Source organism: Streptomyces bacillaris, from assembly GCF_003268675.1.
In the GTDB taxonomy this organism is placed as follows: domain Bacteria; phylum Actinomycetota; class Actinomycetes; order Streptomycetales; family Streptomycetaceae; genus Streptomyces; species Streptomyces bacillaris.
Genome location: NZ_CP029378.1, coordinates 2025849 through 2048024 on the forward strand (window position 1 = coordinate 2025849; position 22176 = coordinate 2048024).

The 22176-nt window shown below is 70.5% G+C and carries 17 protein-coding genes; 10 read left to right on the forward strand and 7 right to left on the reverse strand.

The window, feature by feature from the left end; translation table 11 throughout:
* The first annotated feature begins 58 nt into the window (after positions 1–58).
* The 8 genes from DJ476_RS08175 to DJ476_RS08210 all read left to right on the forward strand — a co-directional run bounded on the left by DJ476_RS08175 (position 59) and on the right by DJ476_RS08210 (position 10659).
* On the forward strand, positions 59–3778 hold the full coding sequence (locus tag DJ476_RS08175) for a sensor histidine kinase (protein WP_112490189.1): 3720 nt from the start codon (positions 59–61) through the stop codon (positions 3776–3778).
* A 9-nt stretch (positions 3779–3787) separates the two neighbouring features.
* On the forward strand, positions 3788–4201 hold the full coding sequence (locus DJ476_RS08180) for a roadblock/LC7 domain-containing protein (RefSeq protein ID WP_006127850.1): 414 nt from the start codon (positions 3788–3790) through the stop codon (positions 4199–4201).
* 134 nt (positions 4202–4335) lie between these two features.
* On the forward strand, positions 4336–4743 hold the full coding sequence (locus tag DJ476_RS08185) for a DUF742 domain-containing protein (protein WP_003966010.1): 408 nt from the start codon (positions 4336–4338) through the stop codon (positions 4741–4743).
* Positions 4724–5305, forward strand: a complete 582-nt coding sequence (locus tag DJ476_RS08190) for a GTP-binding protein (RefSeq protein WP_015611636.1) — start codon at positions 4724–4726, stop codon at positions 5303–5305. The genes DJ476_RS08185 and DJ476_RS08190 overlap by 20 nt, the downstream gene beginning before the upstream one ends.
* Positions 5306–5668: 363 nt before the next feature.
* Positions 5669–8950 (forward strand): sensor histidine kinase, encoded by a 3282-nt coding sequence (locus DJ476_RS08195; RefSeq protein WP_112490190.1) that lies wholly within the window; start codon positions 5669–5671, stop codon positions 8948–8950.
* Between the two features lie 10 nt (positions 8951–8960).
* Positions 8961–9374: a roadblock/LC7 domain-containing protein gene (locus DJ476_RS08200; RefSeq protein ID WP_006127847.1), complete on the forward strand. Its 414-nt coding sequence runs from the start codon at positions 8961–8963 to the stop codon at positions 9372–9374.
* Positions 9375–9464: 90 nt separating this feature from the next.
* Positions 9465–10097 carry a DUF742 domain-containing protein gene (locus DJ476_RS08205; protein WP_112490191.1) on the forward strand — a complete coding sequence of 211 codons (633 nt, stop codon included), beginning with the start codon at positions 9465–9467 and terminating at the stop codon, positions 10095–10097.
* Positions 10078–10659: a GTP-binding protein gene (locus DJ476_RS08210; protein ID WP_014048542.1), complete on the forward strand. Its 582-nt coding sequence runs from the start codon at positions 10078–10080 to the stop codon at positions 10657–10659. Before DJ476_RS08205 ends, DJ476_RS08210 begins: the two co-directional genes overlap by 20 nt.
* Positions 10660–10737: 78 nt before the next feature.
* Here DJ476_RS08210 and DJ476_RS08215 read toward each other — a convergent pair whose 3' ends face one another.
* From DJ476_RS08215 to DJ476_RS08225, 3 genes are all read right to left on the reverse strand, one after another.
* Positions 10738–10941 (reverse strand): acyl-CoA carboxylase subunit epsilon, encoded by a 204-nt coding sequence (locus DJ476_RS08215; protein WP_053559225.1) that lies wholly within the window; start codon positions 10939–10941, stop codon positions 10738–10740.
* 70 nt (positions 10942–11011) lie between these two features.
* Positions 11012–12598: an acyl-CoA carboxylase subunit beta gene (locus DJ476_RS08220; RefSeq protein WP_028416541.1), complete on the reverse strand. Its 1587-nt coding sequence runs from the start codon at positions 12596–12598 to the stop codon at positions 11012–11014.
* 264 nt (positions 12599–12862) lie between these two features.
* On the reverse strand, positions 12863–16747 hold the full coding sequence (locus tag DJ476_RS08225) for an endo-alpha-N-acetylgalactosaminidase family protein (RefSeq protein ID WP_112490192.1): 3885 nt from the start codon (positions 16745–16747) through the stop codon (positions 12863–12865).
* A 431-nt stretch (positions 16748–17178) separates the two neighbouring features.
* Here DJ476_RS08225 and DJ476_RS08230 point away from each other — a divergent pair, with 431 nt between their 5' ends.
* Positions 17179–18390: a glycoside hydrolase family 64 protein gene (locus DJ476_RS08230; protein WP_112490193.1), complete on the forward strand. Its 1212-nt coding sequence runs from the start codon at positions 17179–17181 to the stop codon at positions 18388–18390.
* An 81-nt stretch (positions 18391–18471) separates the two neighbouring features.
* On the opposite strand, the gene DJ476_RS08235 is transcribed toward DJ476_RS08230, so the two are convergent.
* Positions 18472–18648: a hypothetical protein gene (locus DJ476_RS08235; protein ID WP_162638543.1), complete on the reverse strand. Its 177-nt coding sequence runs from the start codon at positions 18646–18648 to the stop codon at positions 18472–18474.
* A gap of 161 nt (positions 18649–18809) precedes the next feature.
* A complete protein-coding gene (locus tag DJ476_RS08240; protein ID WP_103421525.1) occupies positions 18810–19187 on the reverse strand; it encodes a hypothetical protein in 378 nt (125 codons plus the stop codon).
* A gap of 248 nt (positions 19188–19435) precedes the next feature.
* On the opposite strand from DJ476_RS08240, the gene DJ476_RS08245 reads away from it, so the two are divergent.
* Positions 19436–20062, forward strand: coding sequence for a YceI family protein (locus DJ476_RS08245; RefSeq protein ID WP_070201884.1), 627 nt, complete (start codon positions 19436–19438; stop codon positions 20060–20062).
* A 120-nt stretch (positions 20063–20182) separates the two neighbouring features.
* Here the strand turns inward: DJ476_RS08245 and DJ476_RS08250 are convergent, their stop codons facing one another.
* Together DJ476_RS08250 and DJ476_RS08255 are read right to left on the reverse strand one after the other, a co-directional pair.
* Positions 20183–21208 carry an iron-siderophore ABC transporter substrate-binding protein gene (locus tag DJ476_RS08250; RefSeq protein ID WP_112490195.1) on the reverse strand — a complete coding sequence of 342 codons (1026 nt, stop codon included), beginning with the start codon at positions 21206–21208 and terminating at the stop codon, positions 20183–20185.
* 133 nt (positions 21209–21341) lie between these two features.
* Complete coding sequence (locus DJ476_RS08255; RefSeq protein ID WP_053562748.1) at positions 21342–22151, reverse strand: ABC transporter ATP-binding protein; 810 nt, start codon at positions 22149–22151, stop codon at positions 21342–21344.
* Between the last annotated feature and the right edge of the window lie 25 nt (positions 22152–22176).

Sequence of the window (22176 nt, forward strand, 5' to 3'; positions counted from 1 at the left end):
GCCGACACCGTTCTGTCCGTATCCGGACGGAACGCCTGGTCCAGAGGTTGCGACGCTAGTGCAGGGACGTTTCAAGAGGGATGGCAGCGCTCCGGCGGAACAGGAGCCGCGCGGCGGGACCGACCGCGGTTCCTCGCCCCAGCACGCCCAGAACCCCGGGCCGGCCGCTGCCGGCGACAACGGCGACCGTGCGCAGCGCCCGGGCCCGACGCCGAGCGGCGGGGAGGAGCCGGGCACGCCCGCGCCCTCCCGCGGTCCGTCCGATACGGGCTCGCGAATAGCGCTCCGTAACTGGCGCATCAGTACGCGACTGGTCTCGCTCCTCGCCCTCCCGGTGGTGGCGGCGACCAGCCTGGGCGGTCTGCGGATCAACGAGTCCATGACCGACATGCAGCAGCTGGAGCACATGCAGCTGCTGACCCAGATGACCAAGCAGGCGACCTCGCTCGCGCAGGCCCTCCAGGTGGAGCGCGACTCGTCCGCCGGTCCGCTCTCCAACGGCTCCAAGGCGACCGACTACAAGGTCTCCCAGCCGCGTGAGAAGACGGACCGGGCCAAGGACGCGTTCCTCGACGCGACCAACGAGATCGGCGACTTCGAGGGCGACGACGCGCTGGAGAGCATCCACGCCAGCGTCGCCCAGATCGCCTCGCAGCTCGGTGACATCCGGTCGATCCGCAAGTCGGCGTACGAGAAGGACGCGCCGTCCCTCAACACCATCGACCAGTACAGCCAGCTGATCACCTCGCTGCTCAGCCTGTCCCAGGACATGGCCCAGGCGACCAGCAACCCGGACATGATCAAGCGGACCCGTGCCCTGGCGGCGTTCTCCTCCGCCAAGGAGTACGCCTCGATCCAGCGCGCGATCATCGCGGCCGCGCTGCCCGGTGGCTCGGTCAAGGAACCGCACCTCAACGAGAACGACAAGCAGTTCGGCTCCAACGCGCTCGACAAGGAAACCCGCGCGATCAGCTCGTTCAAGGCGATCTACGGGTCGACCGGCGAGAGCGCGGTGGACCTGATGGCTCCGCTGGACAACGGGAACAACCCCGAGATCAACGCGGCGAACATGTACGCCAAGCACATCCTCGACACCCCGAACGGGATCGACGGGGCCAGGGTGCGCTCGTACATGGACTGGTACGACCAGTCCTCCACCAAGATCGACGCGATGAAGACGATCGAGACCACCCTCCTCAGCGACATGGAGGCCAAGGCGCGCGAGTTGCGCGAGGCCTCCCAGCGCGAGGCGATCATCAACGGTGCGGTCATCCTCATCGTGCTCGGTGTCTCGCTCGTCGGCGCCTTCGTGGTGGCCCGCTCCATGATCCGCTCGCTGCGCCGCCTCCAGGACACCGCCACCCGGGTCGCCCAGGACCGGCTGCCCGAGCTGGTCAAGCAGCTCTCCGAGACCGACCCGCAGGACGTCGACACCTCCGTCGAGTCGGTCGGTGTGCACTCCCGGGACGAGATCGGCCAGGTGGCCGCGGCCTTCGACGACGTGCACCGCGAGGCCGTCCGCCTCGCCGCCGAGCAGGCCCTCCTCCGGGGCAACGTCAACGCGATGTTCACCAACCTCTCGCGCCGTTCGCAGGGTCTCATCCAGCGCCAGCTCTCGCTCATCTCCGAGCTGGAATCGCGCGAGGCCGACCCGGACCAGCTCTCCTCGCTCTTCAAGCTCGACCACCTCGCGACCCGTATGCGCCGTAACGGCGAGAACCTCCTCGTCCTCGCGGGTGAGGAGCCGGGCCGCCGGTGGACCCGCCCCGTCCCGCTGGTCGACGTGCTCCGTGCCGCCGCCTCCGAGGTGGAGCAGTACGAGCGCATCGAACTCTCCGCGGTGCCCGCCACCGAGGTCGCGGGCCGGGTCGTCAACGACCTCGTGCACCTCCTCGCCGAGCTGCTGGAGAACGCGACATCGTTCTCCTCGCCGCAGACGAAGGTCCGGGTCACCGGTCACGCGCTGCCCGACGGCCGGGTGCTGGTCGAGATCCACGACACGGGTATCGGCCTCTCCCCCGAGGACCTCGCGGCGATCAACGAGCGGCTCGCGCAGCCGCCGACCGTGGACGTCTCGGTCTCCCGCCGCATGGGTCTGTTCGTGGTCGGCCGGCTCTCGCTGCGTCACGGCATCCGCATCCAGCTGCGCCCCTCCGACTCCGGCGGCACGACCGCGCTGGTCATGCTCCCCGTCGACGTCGCCCACGGCGGCAAGCAGCCCCCGTCCAAGCAGGGTCCCGGCCAGCAGCCGGGCGGTGCTCCGGGCGGTCTGCTCGCCGGTAACGGCAACGGCTCCGCGGGCGGTCAGCGCCCCGGCGGCGGTCCCGGCGGCCCGGGCGGCAAGAGCCTCGGCTCCGGCCCCGGCGGCCAGCGCGGCCAGGTCGGCGCGGGCTCCGGTCCGCGCGCCGCCCTCCCCGCGCGGGAGAACGGCCAGCAGAACGGCAACCAGAGCCAGGGCTTCCCGGGCCAGGAGCCGCAGCGCCAGGGCGGCGGCCTCTCCGGCGCCTTCGGCAACGGCGCCCGGCTCGGCGCCCGCGGCGGCCAGGGCGAGGCCCCCGGCCGTACGGAGCCGGGTCAGCCCAACCTGTTCGGTCACGGCGCCCCGGCCTCCCCCGGCCAGGGCGGCCGCCAGAACGCGTTCGCCCCGCAGAACAACCAGCAGGGCGGCCAGCAGAACCAGTTCGGCCAGCAGCAGGGGCCGCAGCAGGGCCGTCAGGGCCAGCCGCAGCACCAGCAGGGCCCCGGTGCCCCGCAGCCGCAGCAGGCCCGGCACGAGCAGAACGGCCCCGACGGCCAGGGCGGTTTCCAGCAGCCCGGCGGCCCCGGCCGTCAGCTGCCGCCGACCGGCGGTCCGCGTGCCGAGCTGCCCGGCGGCAACCCGCAGCAGCGCCCCCAGGCCGCCAACTGGGGCATCGACGCCCCGCGCGGCCACGAGGAGCACGAGACCACCGGGCAGTTCGCCCAGCCCTCGGTCCCCGGCCAGGACCCGGCGTTCAACGCCCCGGTGAACGGACTCCAGGACCCGGGCGCGACCGCCGAGTTCGCCCGTCCGGACTTCGACGCGCCGCAGAACCAGCAGTACGGCCGGCAGGCCCAGGACCCGGCGAGTACCGCCCAGTTCGCGCGGCCCGACTTCAACGCGCCGCTCCAGCAGGGCCAGAACCAGGGCCAGGGGCTTTCCGCCCCGCGCCAGCGCGGCCTGGACGGCAGCGACTTCGGCGCCCCGCGTCCGGCGGCCTCCCCCGCGGGCGAGGCGCCGTACCGTCCCGCGCTGCCCCAGCAGCCGGAGGCCCTGCCGCCGGCCGGTCCCGGGGACGGCCGTACGCCGCTGTACGACACCCTGGAGACCAACTGGTTCCACGGTCCGGGCCAGGGCGGCCGGCAGGCCGCCGAGCCGCAGGCACCGGCCGCTCCGGAGCCCGCCGGTGTGCCCGTTCCGCCCATGCCCCGGCGTGGTGCGGCCGAGGCCCCGGTCACCAGCTCCTGGCGCGAGTCGCCCAACGACGAACTCGTACGCCAGGCCGAGCGGGTCAAGAAGCCGGCCGCCGGCGGGGTCACCACTTCCGGGCTGCCCCGCCGCGTTCCCCGGGCCAATTTGGTTCCGGGGACCGCTCAGCAGCAGAATCACCAGTCCGGACCTCAGGTTTCGCGTGCGCCCGATGACGTACGCGGTCGTCTGACCAATCTCCGCCGGGGCATCCAGCAGGGACGGCAGGCCGGAAACGGCTCGTCGACCGGCAGTATCCATCTCGGCCCCACTCACCAGCAGGAGCGTTAGTTGAGCCCCATGAGTCAGGCCGCGCAGAATCTGAACTGGCTGATCACCAACTTCGTGGACAACACCCCAGGGGTGTCCCACACGGTGGTGGTCTCCGCGGATGGCCTGCTGCTGGCGATGTCCGAAGGATTCCCGCGCGACCGCGCCGACCAGCTGGCGGCCGTCGCCTCCGGTCTGACGTCGCTGACCGCGGGCGCCTCGCGGATCTTCGAGGGCGGCGCCGTCAGCCAGACCGTCGTGGAGATGGAGCGCGGGTTCCTCTTCCTGATGTCCATCTCCGACGGCTCGTCACTCGCCGTCCTCGCCCACCCGGACGCCGACATCGGTCTCGTCGGCTACGAGATGGCCCTCCTGGTCGACCGTGCGGGCACCGTCCTCACGCCCGACCTCCGCGCCGAACTCCAAGGCAGTCTGCTCCACTAGGCGGCCCTGCGGCGGATTCGCGACACAATCCCCTCAGGTACTGCCCACAACCCTCACCCGTCCGGCCGCCAGAAACCCCTCACCGGCCCCTTCAGACGGCAAGCCGAGAACCTGCTGTCACGCCCGGAGGATTCATGACCCCGCCACCCGCCTCACCCGATCCGTACGGCGCACTGCACCACGCGTCGTACGACGGTGAAGGCGACCAGCCGCTGGTTCGCCCCTATGCCATGACCGGCGGCCGGACCCGGCCGCGTTACCAGCTCGCGATAGAGGCACTGGTCAGCACCACCGCGGACCCGGCGCATCTGGGGACGCTGCTCCCCGAGCACCAGCGGATCTGCCACCTCTGCCGCGAGGTCAAGTCGGTGGCCGAGGTCTCCGCGCTGCTGTCGATGCCGCTCGGCGTCGCCCGCATCCTCGTGGCGGACCTGGCGGAAGCCGGCATGGTGGCCATCCACCAGCCGGGCAACGGAGAGGCCGGCGGCGCGCCGGATGTGACACTGCTCGAAAGGGTGCTCAGTGGACTTCGCAAGCTCTAGCGGCGGGACGGCTCGCGCCACTACCTCGGCGAAGATCGTGGTGGCGGGCGGCTTCGGCGTGGGTAAGACCACGTTTGTCGGTGCCGTTTCGGAGATCAATCCGCTGCGCACCGAAGCCGTGATGACGTCCGCCTCCGCGGGCATCGACGACCTCACCCACACCGGGGACAAGACCACCACGACGGTGGCCATGGACTTCGGCCGCATCACGCTCGACCAGGACCTGATCCTGTACCTCTTCGGTACGCCCGGCCAGGACCGCTTCTGGTTCATGTGGGACGACCTGGTCCGCGGCGCCATCGGCGCCGTCGTCCTCGTCGACACCCGCCGCCTCGCCGACTGCTTCCCCGCCGTCGACTACTTCGAAAACAGCGGCCTCCCCTTCGTCATCGCCCTCAACGGCTTCGACGGACACCAGCCCTACACCCCCGACGAAGTACGCGAGGCCCTGCAGATCGGACCGGACGCGCCCATCATCACGACGGACGCGCGGCACCGCGCGGACGCAAAGAGCGGCCTGATCACCCTGGTCGAGCACGCTCTGATGGCACGCCTGAAGTAGTCCCGACAAGTAGGCGTAAGTCGTTTTTGCCATACGGAAGTTGTTGTAGTCACGCGGGGGCGGCCTGTGTCGTTTGACACGATCCGCCCCCGTGTTCATAACATTTCGACAGAGAATTGCCCCCGCGCCACCACCCGACGCATCCACACGGTGCCACTGCGCTCACATGAGCCCCGCCTTTTGACGGGGCTCGCTCTTTATGCCCGTTTTATCTGAGGCGTGGGCCACTCGGAATGATCGATTCCGAGTGTTTGGAAGGGGGCCCGTCCCCGTGCTGCAATTCGTCGAACTCCCGAGTAGTTACGGCCCTGAACGAATAATCCGGCACAACGTAGGTGCCGACGCCGAGAGGTTGTTGGTCGAGTGAGGCGAAGCAACGAGGGCTCCGCGGTGCAGCCCGAGCGGGGCAACTTCACCCCGCCGTCGCATGCTGCGGCATCGCCTGCACAGGCGCCCGAGCCGGAGCCGGCCGCCGGCAGCACCAGCCCGTTCTCCCCGCGCAACTGGCGGGTGGCCACCCGGCTGAACGCGATTCTCCTGATCCCGGTCGTCGTCGGCCTGATCATGGGCGGCTTCCAGGTGAAGGGATCCATCGACACCTGGAGCGAGGCGCAGGAGGCCGAGAAGATCGCGCGCGTCGTCCGCGCCGCCTCGGACTACGGTCAGGCGCTGCTCAACGAGCGTGACCTCACCGCCCAGCCGCTGCTCTCCGGCGACCGGGACGCCGACATCGTCGAGCAGTCCCGGGCCACCACGGACGAGGCGCGGGCCGCCTTCGACGCCGCGGTGAAGGAGATGCCCGCCAAGCCGGGTCTCGAGCGCCGCCTCAAGCTCTTCAAGAACGAGGAGCCCAAGCTCCCCGAGCTGCGCAAGGCCGCCTACTCGCAGGCGCTGGACCCGGTGAAGACCGAAGAGGGCTACACCCAGGTCCAGCACCAGCTGATGCAGTTCGCCAACGAACTCGGCCTCGGCACCGGCAACATCACCAGCTACGGCCGCACCGTCTACGCGCTGGAGCTGTCCAAGGCTGCAGAATCGCTTCAGCGCTCGATCGGCATGCACCTGCTGGTGCGCCCGAGCAAGAAGCCCGGCACCTACGACGAGCAGGTCAAGGCCTTCGGCTCGTACAACTACCTGGAGCAGATCGCCCTCGCCGAGTTCAACGCCGGCGGCACCCAGGCCGACGTGGACCGGCTCAAGCAGGTCATGGCGGGCAAGGCCGAGGAGGGCGCCAAGCAGCTCAAGACGGCCCGGGAGCAGGCCGAGGCCGCGGGCCAGGACTTCGTGGCCCCGCCGAGCATCGACGGTTCGGTCTACGACGGCATGGTCCAGCAGATCGGGCGGGGCCAGACCCCCGAGGAGCTGGCGAAGAAGGGCATCACGCCCGAGACCTGGATGGCCGCCGCGACCGCCAAGTTCGAGGGGTACGCGACGGTCGAGAAGGACCTCGTCGACAAGGCGGTGAACGAGGCCGCCGAGATCTCCTCCGACGCCAAGTCCGACGCCATCGTCAACGGCCTGATCGTCGTGATCGCCCTGCTGGCCGCCTTCCTGCTGGCCGGGCTCATGGCCCGCCAGATGAGCCACTCGATGCGCCGGCTGCGTACCGCCGCGTTCTCCATCGCGGAGCAGCGGCTGCCCACCCTCGTCGACCAGCTCTCCCGTACGGAGCCGGGCCGGGTCGACACCCGGGTGCAGCCCATCCCGATCAACACGCAGGACGAGATCGGCGAGGTCGCCCGCGCCTTCGACCAGGTGCACCGCGAGGCCGTCCGGCTCGCCGCCGAGCAGGCCATGCTGCGGGGCAACGTCAACGCGATCTTCACCAACCTCTCGCGCCGCAACCAGTCACTCATCGAGGGCCAGCTGACCCTGATCACCGACCTGGAGAACAACGAGGCCGACCCGGACCAGCTGGAGAGCCTCTTCAAGCTGGACCACCTGGCCACCCGTATGCGGCGGAACGGCGAGAACCTCCTCATCCTCGCGGGCGAGGAGCCCGGCCGCCGCTGGGACCAGCCGGTGCCGCTGGTGGACGTCCTGCGCGCCGCCTCCTCCGAGGTGGAGTCGTACGAGCGCATCGAGCTGTCCGGGGTCCCGGAGGCCGAGATCCACGGCCGGGCCGTCACCGACCTCGTGCACCTGCTGGCCGAGCTGCTGGAGAACGCCACCACGTTCTCCTCGCCGCAGACCAAGGTCCGGGTCACCGCGACCCGGCTGCCCGACGGCCGGGTGATGGTCGAGATCCACGACAAGGGCATCGGCCTCACCGCCGAGGACTTCGCCGACATCAACCACAAGCTGGCCAACCCGCCGACCGTGGACGCGGCGGTCTCCCAGCGCATGGGCCTGTTCGTGGTCGGCCGGCTCGCCGACCGGCACGGCATCCGGGTCCAGCTCCGCCCCTCGGGCGAGCAGGCCGGGACGACGTCGCTGGTCATGCTCCCGGACGCGATCACCCACGGTGGTGGTGGCGACTCCCTGGACGGGCACGACGACTTCACCGTCTCCTCGATCATTCCCGAGCAGCAGAACTCCTTCGAGCCGGCCCCGCAGCACGGCCGCATGCGCACCGCGGCGGAGCTGGGCTTCGACGACTCGCGCTACGAGGCCCCGGCGGACCCGAACCAGCTGGACCCGGTCAACCGCTCGCTGATGCGCGAGGAGCGCCGGGCGGCGCTGGAGGCCCAGACCGGCACCGGCTCCCCTTTCCCGGACGGCTCCGCCCAGGAGCAGCAGGGGTACGGCCAGGAGGGGTACGCCCAGGACCAGTACGCCGGGCAGGACGCGTACGCCGACGGCTCGCAGGGGTACGCCCAGGAGTCCTACGGCCAGGACCAGTACAGCCAGGAGCAGTACGGCCAGAACGCCGCGCAGCAGCAGGAGCAGGCCGCGTACAACGGCTCCTACGAGCAGCAGGGGTACGGCACCGAGGACGGCTACCCGCAGCAGCAGGAGCAGAACGGGTCCCCGGCGCAGCCCCAGGAGGGGTACGCGGAACCGGCATATGCCGCTCCGGAGAACCCGCAGGACCCGTACGCCGCCGACCGGTACGCTGCCCCGACCGACCAGTCCCACCAGGACGACTGGCCTGTTCAGAGCGGTTTCCAGAACACTTTTGAGCCGGTTCGGCAGGCTGAGGCGGATTCTGTTCCGAGCGTTCCCGCACCGTCGCAGGAGCGCGTAGGCTTCGAACGTCCGGGATCCGACCCGAACGCCGACCACGAGCTGACCGAAGCCGGTCTGCCCCGCCGCGGCGGTGCGCAGCACTGGCAGCCGGGCAGCCGTGGCAGCGAGAAGCCCGCTCCCCTTCCGCAGCGGCAGCCGCAGCGGGAAGAGCGGCAGGCCCCGCAGACGGACGGGGACGGTTCCGACGACTGGCGCTCGACGAACGACGAGCGCTGGGAGCGGGCCGAGAAGCTCCGTGAGCCGAAGGCGGGCGGAATCACCCCCTCCGGCCTCCCCCGGCGCGTGCCCAAGGCCAACCTGGTCGAGGGCACGGCGGAGCAGACCCAGCAGGGCGGCCCACAGGTCTCCCGCGCCCCCGAGGACGTCCGCGGCAGGTTGAGCAACCTGCGGCGGGGCATTCAGCGGGGACGCAACGCGGGGTCGGACACCAGTAACACCTACAACCAGGAGCGTTAGTGTGAGCCCGATGAGCCAGGCGGCGCAGAATCTGAACTGGTTGATCACCAACTTCGTGGACAACACCCCCGGGGTGTCGCACACGGTGGTGGTCTCCGCCGACGGACTCCTGCTGGCCATGTCCGAAGGATTCCCGCGCGACCGCGCCGACCAGCTGGCGGCCGTCGCCTCCGGTCTGACGTCGCTGACCGCGGGCGCCTCCCGGATCTTCGAGGGCGGGGCGGTGAACCAGACCGTCGTGGAGATGGAGCGGGGATTCCTCTTCATCATGTCCATCTCGGACGGTTCGTCGCTGGCCGTGCTCGCCCACCCGGACGCCGACATCGGTCTGGTCGGGTACGAGATGGCCCTTCTGGTCGACCGCGCGGGCAGTGTTCTGACCCCGGACCTCCGCGCCGAGCTTCAGGGAAGTCTTCTTAACTAGTAAACAGACAGTGCGTTTCTCGCCACCGCACCATAAGGTGCGGTGGCGCGGCCCCACTGGGATCGGCGACCGGCAGTCGGAGGAGGAAACGTGGCAGCACCCACAGGCGGACACCCATACGAGGGTGAGCAGAGGGTTTCGGGTGAGCACGGTGACGACCGTTTCGGCTTCCCCGCCGCATCCGGCGGCCAGGCCCCGGGGAGTCCGTATCAGCCATATCAGCAGCCGCAGCAGCAACAGGGCGCGCAGGGTCCCGAGTGGCCCCAGCAGCAGCCGAATTCGCCGTGGCCGCAGCAGCAACAGCGGTACGATGCGCCCCGGCAGTCCCGTCCGCAGCCGGGGCAGCAGCGGCGGGCTCCCGAGCCCGCCAAGCCCGCCGCGCACAATCCGCTGGTCCGTCCGTACGCCATGACCGGCGGCCGGACCCGGCCGCGTTACCAGCTCGCCATCGAGGCACTGGTCAGCACCACGGCCGATCCGTCCCGGCTGCAAGGGCAGTTGCCCGAGCACCAGCGGATCTGCCGGCTCTGCATCGAGATCAAGTCGGTCGCCGAGGTTTCGGCGCTGCTCTCGATCCCCCTCGGCGTTGCCCGGATCCTCGTCGCCGACCTGGCCGAGGCCGGACTCGTCGCTATCCATCAGCCCGGCGGCGACGAGGCCGCCGGCGGCCAGCCAGATGTGACACTGCTCGAAAGGGTGCTCAGTGGACTTCGCAAGCTCTAGCGGCGGAGCGGCCCGCTCCACTACCTCGGCGAAGATCGTGGTGGCAGGGGGCTTCGGCGTGGGTAAGACCACGTTTGTCGGTGCCGTTTCGGAGATCAATCCGCTGCGCACCGAAGCCGTGATGACGTCCGCCTCCGCGGGCATCGACGACCTCACCCACACCGGGGACAAGACCACCACGACGGTGGCCATGGACTTCGGCCGCATCACCCTGGACCAGGACCTGATCCTGTACCTCTTCGGTACGCCCGGCCAGGACCGCTTCTGGTTCATGTGGGACGACCTGGTCCGCGGCGCCATCGGCGCCGTCGTCCTCGTCGACACCCGCCGCCTCGCCGACTGCTTCCCCGCCGTCGACTACTTCGAAAACAGCGGCCTCCCCTTCGTCATCGCCCTCAACGGCTTCGACGGACACCAGCCCTACACCCCCGACGAGGTGCGGGAAGCGCTCCAGATCGGGCCGGACACCCCGATCCTGACGACGGACGCCCGCCACCGCGCCGACGCCAAGAGCGCGCTCATCACGCTGGTCGAGCACGCCCTGATGGCCCGCCTGCGTTAGGACGCCTCGCGGTACGTACGCGAAAGGGCCCCGCACTCCTGAGGAGTGCGGGGCCCTTCTCGTAACGCCTCTTGAGCGTCAGCCCTGCCAGCTGTGCGGGGCGCGGAAGCCCGGGGTGCGCTCCAGACGGCGCCAGCCGGCCGTGTCGCGGCCCCGGCGGGCGGGGGCGGCGGGCTGGGCGGCGGCGCGGGCCATCAGGACGGCGGTGATGGCCGCCAGCTCCTCGGGGTCGGCGTGCCCCTTCTCGACGCGCAGGACGGACTCGGCGGAAGTCAGGCTCATGGCGGGGTGTCTCCGTCTTCTCGGCAGGTGTCGTGGACCGTGCGGCGGATCGCGCCGTCGCGGTGGGCGACTACTGCGGCGGGTTGCCGTGCTTGCGGGACGGCAGGTCGGCGTGCTTGGTGCGGAGCATGGCGAGCGAGGCGATGAGCACCTCGCGGGTCTCGGCGGGGTCGATGACGTCGTCGACGAGGCCGCGCTCGGCCGCGTAGTAGGGGTGCATCAGCTCGGCCTTGTACTCCTTGACCATGCGGGTGCGCATGGCCTCGGGGTCCTCGGCCTCGGCGATCTGGCGGCGGAAGATCACGTTGGCGGCACCTTCGGCGCCCATGACCGCGATCTCGTTGGTGGGCCAGGCGTAGGTGAGGTCGGCCCCGATGGACTGGGAGTCCATGACGATGTACGCGCCTCCGTAGGCCTTCCGCAGGATCAGGGAGATCCGGGGGACGGTGGCGTTGCAGTAGGCGTACAGAAGCTTCGCGCCGTGCCGGATGATCCCACCGTGCTCCTGGTCGACGCCGGGCAGGAAGCCGGGGACGTCCAGAAGGGTGATGATCGGGATGTTGAAGGCGTCACACATCTGGACGAACCTGGCGGCCTTCTCGGACGCCTCGATGTCCAGGACCCCGGCGAGCGCCTGCGGCTGGTTGGCGACGATGCCCACGACCTGGCCGTCCAGGCGGGCCAGCGCGCAGATGATGTTGCGGGCCCAGCGCTCGTGGATCTCCAGGTAGTCGCCGTCGTCGACGAGCTCCTCGATCACCTGGTGCATGTCGTACGGGCGGTTGCCGTCGGCCGGGACCAGGTCCAGGAGCACGTCGCTGCGGCGGTCGGCCGGGTCGTCGCTCGGGGCGGTCGGCGGGTTCTCGCGGTTGTTGGAGGGGAGCATCCCGATGAGGTAGCGGACCTCGGCGATGCAGGTCTCCTCGTCGTCGTACGCGAAGTGCGCGACGCCCGAGGTCTCGGCGTGCACGTCCGCGCCGCCGAGGCCGTTCTGGGTGATCTCCTCACCGGTGACCGCCTTGACGACGTCCGGACCGGTGATGAACATCTGCGAGGTCTCACGGACCATGAACACGAAGTCGGTGAGCGCCGGGCTGTAGGCCGCGCCGCCCGCACACGGGCCGAGCATCACACTGATCTGCGGGATGACACCCGAGGCCCGCGTGTTGCGCTGGAAGATCCCGCCGTACCCGGCGAGCGCCGAAACGCCCTCCTGGATACGGGCGCCCGCGCCGTCGTTCAGCGACACCAGCGGCGCACCGGCCGAGATGGCCATGTCCATGATCTTGTGGATCTTCGTGGCATGGGCCTCGCCCAGCGCCCCGCCGAAGATCCGGAAGTCGTGCGCGTAGACGAAGACCGTGCGGCCCTCGACCGTGCCCCAGCCGGTGATGACACCGTCCGTGTACGGCTTCTTCGCCTCCAGGCCGAACCCGGTGGCCCGGTGGCGGCGGAGCTGCTCGACCTCCTTGAACGAGCCCGGGTCGAGCAGCAGCTCGATGCGCTCGCGGGCGGTCAGCTTGCCCTTGGCGTGCTGCGCCTGGGTCGCGCGCTCGCTCGGGCCGCGCCGGGCCTGCTCGCGCAGGGCCAGCAGTTCGGCCACCCGGCCACGCGTGTCGCTCGGCTGCTCACCCTGGGTTTCGTCCACAACGGTCATGCATCGACCCTACGAACCCCGACCCAGAAATCGTGCCGTCGACTCCGTACAGTCTCCTGCCCGGTTTCGTGGTGGGAGTCAACAGAACCATCCCGCCGTGCAGGCGATCCACCAGCGAAACGCCGCCCCGTGTTGTGTGAACCCCACAAAGGGCCCGGTGTGCCGTGGGCCACACACCCCTGAGGGGGCCCGAAGGCCCCCTCAGTATGGCCCAGCAATGTTCAGCCCGGCGCCACCGCGCCGCGGCCGCTGTTCGACGGGGGTTCAACCTCCGCAGTGGAAGCGGGCGTTGCCCCAGTCGGCGTGGTCGTTGCCGTTGCCGTCACCGCCGTCGTCGACGACGAGTTCGACGTACCGCGCGCCGGTGACATCGGCGGTAAGCCGCCAGGCCGGGTCGGCGGCGCCCAGCACCGGTGACTTCACCTTCTCCGTACCGTCGGCGGTGACGGAGAACCGTACGCTGCCCCGGCTGGTCTGGACGTCGTCGACGCCGACCTCGGCGGTGAAGGAGGTGCACCTCCCGCCCAGGTAGTAGCGGATCGTCGCCGGGGCGTGGGTGCCGAGCCCCTTGGCGTAGGTGACTCCGCCGATCCGCAGCGGGCTGCCGTCACCGCTCCCGGTCTCCCCGTTGGACTGGTCCCGCTCGACGGGCCCCCAGCCGTTCCGGGCCTCCGTCCAGTCGAGGTCGCTGGCCCAGCGGTCCTCGGTGGGTGGCGGCGGAAGGGTCCGTACGGAGGTCTGCGCGCCGAGCGTGCGCGGGGCGTCCTGGACGGCGTACGTGGCCCGGGCGGCGAGCTGGTACGTGCCGTACGGGGCGTCGACCGGCGGGGTGACCCGCCAGCTGCCGGTGACCTTCGCGCCCGGGGCGACGGAGTCGAAGGCGAGCGCCCCCGTGGGCTCGGCCTGCCACCCCTCCGGGACCGTCAGCGCCAGCTCCACCCCGGTGGCGGCCGTCGCCTCGTCGTTGCCGAAGACCGCCTTCACGGTGTTCGGAGCCCCCGGCTCCAGGGTCGTGGCGTCGGCGGCAACCGTGAGCGTGCCGCAGACCGCCTCCTGACCGGCGGGGGCGGGCCCGAGGTCGGTCACGGTGAAGGCGTCGAGCACGAAGTCCGCGCCCTGGGGTGCCCCGGCCCGCTTCCGCAGCCCGGTCCAGGTGTCGCCGCACCCGGCGGTGAGGATCTGGCTGAAGTGGCCGGTGGTGCGCTGCTGCCCGATGGGGGTGGCGCGGGTCTCGGTGGAGACGGCCCTGCCGCCCGCGTTCCGGTCGTAGCCGTCGACCCAGGCGTAGGCGCCGGCATGACTGGACTGGTAGGCGAACTCCACCTTGTACCGGTGGCCGTCCTTCATGGGAACGGTCCAGGGGGCCGTGCGGTAGACGAGCCCGGTGTTCTCCTCGTGGGACTTCAGGGACTCCTTGCCCCCGAGCACGTCGTCGATGAGCTTCCCGTTCCAGCCTGACCGGGTGTACGGGGCGTTGAGCTGGGAGATGTGGGTGCGGGGGTCGGTGGAGCCGCCCGCGTCGCCCTTGAGGAAGGGCCCCCACCCCTGGTCGACCGCCTCGAAGTCCTCGTACACCACCGTCCCGGCCCGGGTGGCGGGGGCGTTCTCGACGATCCGTACGTCATCGGCCCGGACGGTCGCCCCGGAGCCCGCCGCCGCCTCGATGCGCAGGGTGGTGCGGCCGTTGGCGGGGGCGGTGAAGTTCACCTTGGCGCGCTGGAAGTGGGTGCCGTGCCAGTCGGACGCGGCGACGAAGTCCTCGGCCGTGGACCGCTCGACGGCGACCGACCGCCCGCCCGCGCTCAACGTCGTACGACGGGACTGGCCGGGTTCGACCTCGATGAGGGCGGAGGCGGTGTAGCGCTTGCCGGGCCGGAGTCCGGTGACGGTCTGGGAGAGCGCGGCGGCGGGGGTGCCGGAGAGGGCGGCGCTGTTGCGGCCCTGCGCGTCGGTGTCCCGTACGACGGTGCCGGTCTTCGTCCAGCCTTTCAGCGTACGGTCGTTGAAGCCGGGGTCCTTGAGCGGCGTGCCCTGGCCCCAGGCCGGGTCGGCCGCGCGGGGCGCCTGGGTCGGGTAGAGGACGTACGGCTGTCCGGCGGTGGCGGTGAGCGTGATCCTCCCGTTCACCGGGCGTACGGTGGCGACCTTCTCCCGCCCGTTGTCGGTCAGTTCGTAGACGGTGTACGGGCCCTTGCCCGGCACCTCCCAGGTGCTGGTGCCCCCGGTCTCGCTGTAGTGGTAGAGCTTCTTGCCGCCGTCCCACGGCAGCAGGTAGTCGGTGCCGCTGAGCACCTTGCGGCCCTGCTGGTAGAAGGTCCGCTTCCCGTTCTCGACCGTGCCGCGCACCCCGCCGGTGAAGGTGATGTCGTTGCCGTCCCAGCGGGTGATCTCCTGCTGCTGGAGGTACTTGGCGGGGAGGTTCTTCTGCCAGATGGTGGCGGTGAAGGCGTTCCAGTCGGTCTCGCCGGTCCACCCCTCGAACTCCTCCAGGGCGCTCTGGCCGAGGACCGGGTGGTTGTTCCAGATGTCCTTCTCGCTGTTGCGGATGAACCGGATGATCTGGGAGTTGAGCCCCTTGTTGGTGGCCCCGCCGTAGTTGAGGTCGTTGGCCCAGTGGGACCAGAGCGAGGCGCGTTCGAACTTGTCGGACCACTCGGTGCCGACCGTCCACCCCTGCTGCTGCACGGTCTGGATCGTCTTGTCGGCGATCCAGCCGTGGGTGTAGTAGACGTCGATGTAGAGGAAGGCGAGGTTGCGGTCGGTCTCGTTCCGCAGTTGCTGGAAGCGCTTCGCCAGGTCGCCGCTGTTGAGGTCGCGGCGCTGGTCGATGTAGTAGCTCTGGTTGAGCCAGTTCCAGCCGGGCTTGGTCTTGTCGACGAGCTGTTCGCTGAAGGCCCTGGCCTCCGGGTAGGACTCGGTGGCGTTGACGTGGACGCCGAAGGTGGCGCCCCACTTCTTGCCCTGCTTCAGCAGGGTGTTGAGGTCCTTGAGGCCGCCCGCGCGCTTGTTGTAGTTGCCGCCGTAGTCGGGGTGGGCGGAGTCGTGGCCCTCGGAGCCGTACCCCTTGAGGACGGCGAGCTGGCCGAGGCCGTCGGTGGCCTGGGAGATCCGCTTGACGTCGTCCAGGGTGCGCAGGAAGGGGTGGGTGGCCTGGCTGGCGAAGTTGAACGGGATGTGGGTGACGACCCGGTCGGCGGTCTGCTCGCTGCCGGGCGCGGTGATGCCGATGGAACGGAAGGCGATGGCCGCGTCCTGCCAGTCGACGGCCTTGTCCCCGTTGGCGTCGGGGGTGACGACGACCTTGGCCCAGGGCAGGTTCCCCCCGTTCTCCGGCTTCGGAGCGCCCTCGCCCCGGTAGGTCCACTGGCCCGAGCTGACGCCGACCCGGACGCTGCCGTCGGCCTCGGTGCGGGCCTGGCGCCAGAAGCGGGCGTCATCGCCGTTGGTGGGTCCGGAGGGCTTGTCGTAGGAGGAGTTGGACTCGACGGCGGCGGCGAGCGAGTCGGTGTTGAGGAGGGCGTAGGTGGCGCCGAGGGGCGCGGGGTCGGGCTTGGTCTCCCCGGTGACCTCGGCGAAGACGTCGGCGGTACGGGTGGAGTCCGGGTCCAGGGTGGTGAAGGCGGTGGCGGCGCCCGGTTCGGTGGAGCCGACCGAGATCAGGTCGTGGCCGGGGATGTCGATGGTCCCGACCCGGAAGGCGGCGGTGTCGCGGACGGCGGTCACCTTGAAGGTGGTGGTCCGGCCGGAGAGGGTGAGCGAGGCGTCGATCTCGACCCCGGGGAGGCCGTCGAAGGCGAGGGTGTAGCGGGCGGAGGAGCCGCTCACCTTCGGCGCGCCCTTGAGCTTCACCGGGTGGGCGGTGCCGTTGAGGGTGACGGCGGTGACCGGCCGCGTACTGCCGAGGAGCCGTTTGCCGCTGGCCCGGTCGGTGTACGAGAGGACGCGCGGGAAGTCCTCGGCCACGGAGACGGTGAGGCTGTCGGAGCCGATGGTGGCGGACGCGGCGGCGGACCGGGCCGCTCCGGCCGGTGCGGGGGGCGGGGCGGCCGCGGCGGGGAGGGCGGCGGTCCCCACCAGCGCCAGGACGGCGGCTGAGGCGATGGCCGGGACCACGGAGACCGGGCCGGCGGAGGGGAATCTTGGCGACATGGCCCCTGAGTAGTCCTCGTGTCGGGACACCGTCAACGAAGGACGGGGCCGGGGGCCGCCTCCGTCCAACAACCGTGGTCCGTAAGTCCAAGTGGGGGTACGGGGCCGTCGGGGCGCCCTCTCGTTCACCTCTTGGCACCTGTGTGCGCCTCTTGGCCGGAACCGCCTCCGTACAGCCGGGCCCATCCCCCCGTACGGTCACGGTTCGCACCCGCTCGGCTCCGGCAAGTACCGCTTCCGGGCGTCGAGTTGTGAAGACCTGGAACTTTTGAGAGCGCTCTCAGTCGCAAGTGTTGACGCCCGCCCCACCCCTGGCGAGAGTGGTGCGCACTCCGCAGACACCCCCACTGTCCGGTCCCTCCCCCACCCCATCCCCACGACGTGTCTGCGACCCCCACGCTCTCGGGAGTTCCCTCGTGATTTCACGCCGAATGTTCCTGACCGGTGCCGCCGCCACGGCCACCGCCCTGACGTACCCCGCCTGGGGCACCGCCCTCTCCCCGCGCGCCTCGGCGGCCCCCGCGACCTGCGAACTGGCCCTGGAGAACAAGTCGTTGCCGGGCCAGGTGTACGCGTACGTCACCGGCCGCGAGCTGGCCACCGACGGCTGGGTGCTGCTCCGGGCGAACGGCGAGGTCTACCGCCCCGACTCCCCGGGCGCGCCGGAGACCCCGCTCCCGGTGGACTGCGCGATCCCGCTCGACGCGGCGGGCGCCGCGCCGGTGGTGCTGACCCTGCCGCAGATGTACGGGGCGCGGGTCTACTTCGTCCGCGACGACAAGCTGGACTTCTACCTCAACCCGGGCCCGTCCCTGGTGGAGCCCGCCTTCGCCACGCCGACGGACCCGAACTACGGGCGGACCTGGGCGTTCGCCGAGTTCACCTTCAACACCCAGCAGCTGTACTCCAACATCAGCTACGTGGACCTGATCACCGCCCTCCCGATCGGCATCACGCTGGAGGGGGACGGCACCCATGTCGTGCCCGCGCACCCCGAGGACGCGGTGGAGCGGATCGCGGCGGACCTCACCGCCCAGGCGGCGGCCGACGGGCAGCCCTGGGACCAGCTGATCACCCGGGGCGACGACGGCAAGGTGCTGCGGGTGGTCTCGCCGCAGAACATCATGGCCCCGTACTTCGACCGGCCGGCCGAGATGCCGTTCCGTGGCCTGTTCGAGGCGCAGATCGACGAGGTGTGGGAGAAGTACCGCTCCGAGGACCTGCGGATCGACCTCCAGGGCGGCCGGGGCACGCTGGCCGGCCGGGTGAGCGGGGACGTCCTGACCTTCGAGGGCGGCCACACGTTCACCAAGCCGGAGACGAAGGACATCTTCACCTGCAACCACGGGCCGTTCACCAACAACCCGAGCGACTCGGACGAGAAGAAGGCGATCCTGGCCCGGCTGGCGGCGGGCTTCAACCGCTCGATCATGCTGAGCCACCCGAGCCAGCCGAACGGCACGACGGTGGCGGACTACTACAGGACCGAGGTGACCAACCACTGGTCCCGGGTGGTCCACGCCAACAGCCCGATCGGCTACGCGTTCCCGTACGACGACGTCCGCCCGGACGGCGAGCCGGACGTCTCGGGCGCGGCGCACGACGGGAACCCGCGCCGCTTCACGGTGAGCGTGGGCTCCTGACGTCAGCCCCGTGAGTTGCCCCCGTCGGCCCGGCCGGCGGGGGCACCCGTGCGTCCAGAGGACGTGACGACCGGCGGCCGGTCAGCAGCCGCCGCAGTTGTAGTAGGTCACGTCCCAGTGGTTGCCCTCGTCGGCGTAGATGTTGCCGGAGCCGGACCGGTACTGACGGGCGCCGTCGCCCCGCTGCCCGACGTAGGTGAAGACGCCGGTGACGTAGTTGTTCAGGCAGGTGCTCGGCGCCGGGGCGCGGGACCGCACGCCGGGGTGCGGGGCCGGGACGCGGGGCGCCCGGGGACACCCCCGCACCCCCCGGACACCCCCGGACACCCCCGCCCCCCACGGCCGCGCACCCGCATACGCCCGTGGGGGGCCGGGCGCGCCTCGCGCACCCGCCCTCCCCACGCCGTCATCTCACCCGGTCACGCGTGAGCCTTGTAGGGGCCCGCGTTCGTGGTCCACCCGGTGGTCATCCAGGGGGACCACTTGCCCTTGCCGTCGGCGACGGCGCTGACGACCTTGATGCCGTCCCTGTCGATCCAGGCGCGCGAGGGCCAGCCGTCCAGCTTGGTGTCCTTGGTCCGTATCGAAACCTGGTACTTCCCGTTCTTCTTGCAGCCCTTGAACTCCGCGATGCCGTGCTTGTCCTCGAGCGTGCGGACCTTGCAGTTGAACTTCACCGTCTCGGACGTGGGCTTGGCCTTCCCCGCGGCGACGGCCGGAGCCGGCCCGGCCAGCATCGCGCCGAACAGAGCGACGGACAGACCGGCGACGGCACCGGCCCTCAGGTGCTTCTCCATACGTTCCCCATTTCGTTCCACCCCGGACCAGGTCAAGACACGCTCGGCCCGCGGGGACTTCGATTCTTACGGGGCGCCCGGCCGAAGTGGTTGACGATCCGCGCCAGTTCCTTGACCGAACGCGCCAGACCCGATCCCCACCCACCGAAAGGTTGAAACTTGAACAAGATGACGCTAGAGTCGTTCTCGTTGAACGTTAAACAACATCGACGCACGACACCGCCGTGCACGTCCCCCGAGGAGGAGCCATGGCTCTGTTCACCCGCAAGTCGACCGCCGCCACCCCGACCGCCACCGCCGAGGCCCCCGCGGTGGACCCCGCCCTGGCCGCGCTGACCGGCACCTACACCATCGACCCGGCCCACAGCAGCATCGGCTTCACCGTGCGCCACGCGATGGTCACCAACGTGCGCGGCTCCTTCGGCGAGCACGAGGGCACCCTCACCCTGGACGGCACCGACCCGGCGAACTCCTCCGCCGCCATCGACGTGAAGATCGCCAGCATCGACACCGGCATCGCGGACCGCGACGGCCACCTGGTGAGCGGCGACTTCTTCGACGCCGAGAAATTCCCCCTGATGACGTTCCGCTCGACGCGCGCCGAGCAGCTGGGCGGCGACACGTACCGCATCACCGGCGACCTGACCATCAAGGACGTCACGCGCCCCCTCTCCATCGACCTGGAGTTCAACGGCTCCGCCACCGACGTCTACGGCAACGAGCGCGTCGGCTTCGAGGGCAGCACGGACATCCTGCGCTCCGACTGGGGCCTGACCTGGAACGCGGCGCTGGAGACCGGCGGGGTCATGGTCAGCGACAAGGTCAAGCTGAACTTCGACATCTCCGCGATCAAGGCCGCCACCCCGCAGGCGTGACCCGCGGCCGCGCATCCGAGCCCCACACCGGCGCAGACGACGGCGCGCCCCGCACCCGGGACATCCGGGGTGCGGGGCGCGCTCGCGTACGTACGCGTACGGACCAGTGCTCGTACGGGGTTACTTCTTGACCTTCTCCGCGAAGAGCGGGACGACCTTCTCCAGGGCGTACGAGACGGAGAGGACGGAGTCCGTGGCGAACGCCTGGGAGATCTCCTTCTCGTCGAAGATCAGGGCGTGGCCGGCCTTGACCGAGGGGACCGCCTTGTACAGCGGGTCGTTGCTGATGTCCGTGGCGGGGATGCCGATCGGGGTCATCACCGTGAGGTCGGCGTCGAGGAGTTCGAGGTTCTCCTTGGAGATGGGGACGGAGAAGCCTCCGTCGGCCTTGGCCTCGACGGCCGGGCTGTTCTTGAAGCCGAGGCGCTCCACGAAGTTGACGCGGCCCGTGCCGCCGACGTACGCGCCATAACCCTCGGAGGTGCGCGAGCCGAGGACGATCGTGGCGTCCTTGAACTCGGGGTGCGCCTTTGCGGCGGCCTCGAACTTCTTCGTGGTCTCCGCGATCAGCTCCTTGCCCTTCTCGGGCACGCCCATGGCGGCGGCGATCATCGTGGTCTGCTGCTCCCACGAGATCGTGTACTGGTCGCCGCCCTTGGGCACGCCCACGGTCGGGGCGATCTTCTTCAGGGTGTCGTAACGGGTCTGGTCGCCGCTGGACTTGGTGTCCACGATGAGGTCGGGCTGGAGGGAGGCGATCTTCTCGAACTCCGGCTCCATCGTGCCGATCAGCTCGGGGGCCTTGTCGTACATGCCCTTGGCCCAGGGGCCGACGCCCTCGCCGCCGAAGGGCAGCCAGTCGCTCGCCCCGACCGGCTGGCCGCCGAGCGCGAGCACGGTCTCGGCGTCGCCCCAGCCGAGCGCGACGATGCGCTTGGGCTGCTTTTCGATGGTGATCTCACCGAACTTGGTCGCCACCTTGGCGGGGAAGGCGCCCTGGGAGGCGGCGGGAGATGCGGAACCGGAGGTGTCGGAGGACGAGTCGTCCGAGGAACCACAGGCGGAGACGCCGACGAGGAGGGCGGCGACGGCACCGGCCATCAGGGCGGGGGCGCGGCGGGAGCGGCGGGAAGCGGAAGCGTTCATACGTTTTAGGTTAGCCTCGCCTAATGACAACGGTGCCATCGGGTTGGCCCGTCCGGTTCCCGGCGGTTTCCTGGCTGGTTTCTTACGGTCCTGGGCAGCCGTCCGTACGGTTCCGGGCAGCCGTCACTACGGTCTACGCCGCCGGGTTCTTCACATGGTGGCGGCCCAGCGGCACCACCATCGGGGTGGCGGACGCCGGGTCCTCGATCACCGAGCAGCGCATCCCGAAGACCTCGCCGACCAGCTCCTCCGTCACGATGTCGACGGGCGCCCCCTCCGCCAGGATCCGGCCGCCCTTCATGGCGATCATGTGGTCCGCGTACCGGCAGGCGAGGTTCAGGTCGTGGAGCACCGCGACCATGGTGACGCCGCGCTCCCGGTTGAGGTCGGTGAGCAGGTCGAGGACGTCGAGCTGGTGGCTGGCGTCCAGATAGGTGGTCGGCTCGTCGAGCAGCAGGATGTCCGTGCGCTGCGCCAGCGCCATCGCGATCCACACCCGCTGGCGCTGACCGCCGGAGAGTTCGTCCACCGGCCGGTCGGCCAGCTCCAGGACGTCGGTGGAGAGCAGCGCCTGCGCGACCGCCTCGTCGTCCTCGGCGCTCCAGCGGCGGAACCAGCCCTGGTGCGGGTAGCGGCCGCGGCCGACCAGGTCGGAGACGGTGATGCCCTCGGGGGCGGTGGGGCTCTGCGGCAGGATGCCGAGGACGGCGGCGACCTCCTTGGTGGGCATCTCCTGGATGGACCGGCCGTTCAGGAGCACCGCCCCGGCGGTGGGGGCGAGCAGCCGGGCCATCGAGCGCAGCAGGGTCGACTTGCCGCAGGCGTTGGGGCCGACGATGACGGTGATCCGCCCGGGCGGGACGGTCACGCTGAGGTCGCGGACGATCTCCCGCTCGCCGTAGCCGAGCCGGACGTCCCGGGCTTCCAAGGTGTGCTCAGCCACGTCCGGTCCACGCCTTTCGTTGTCG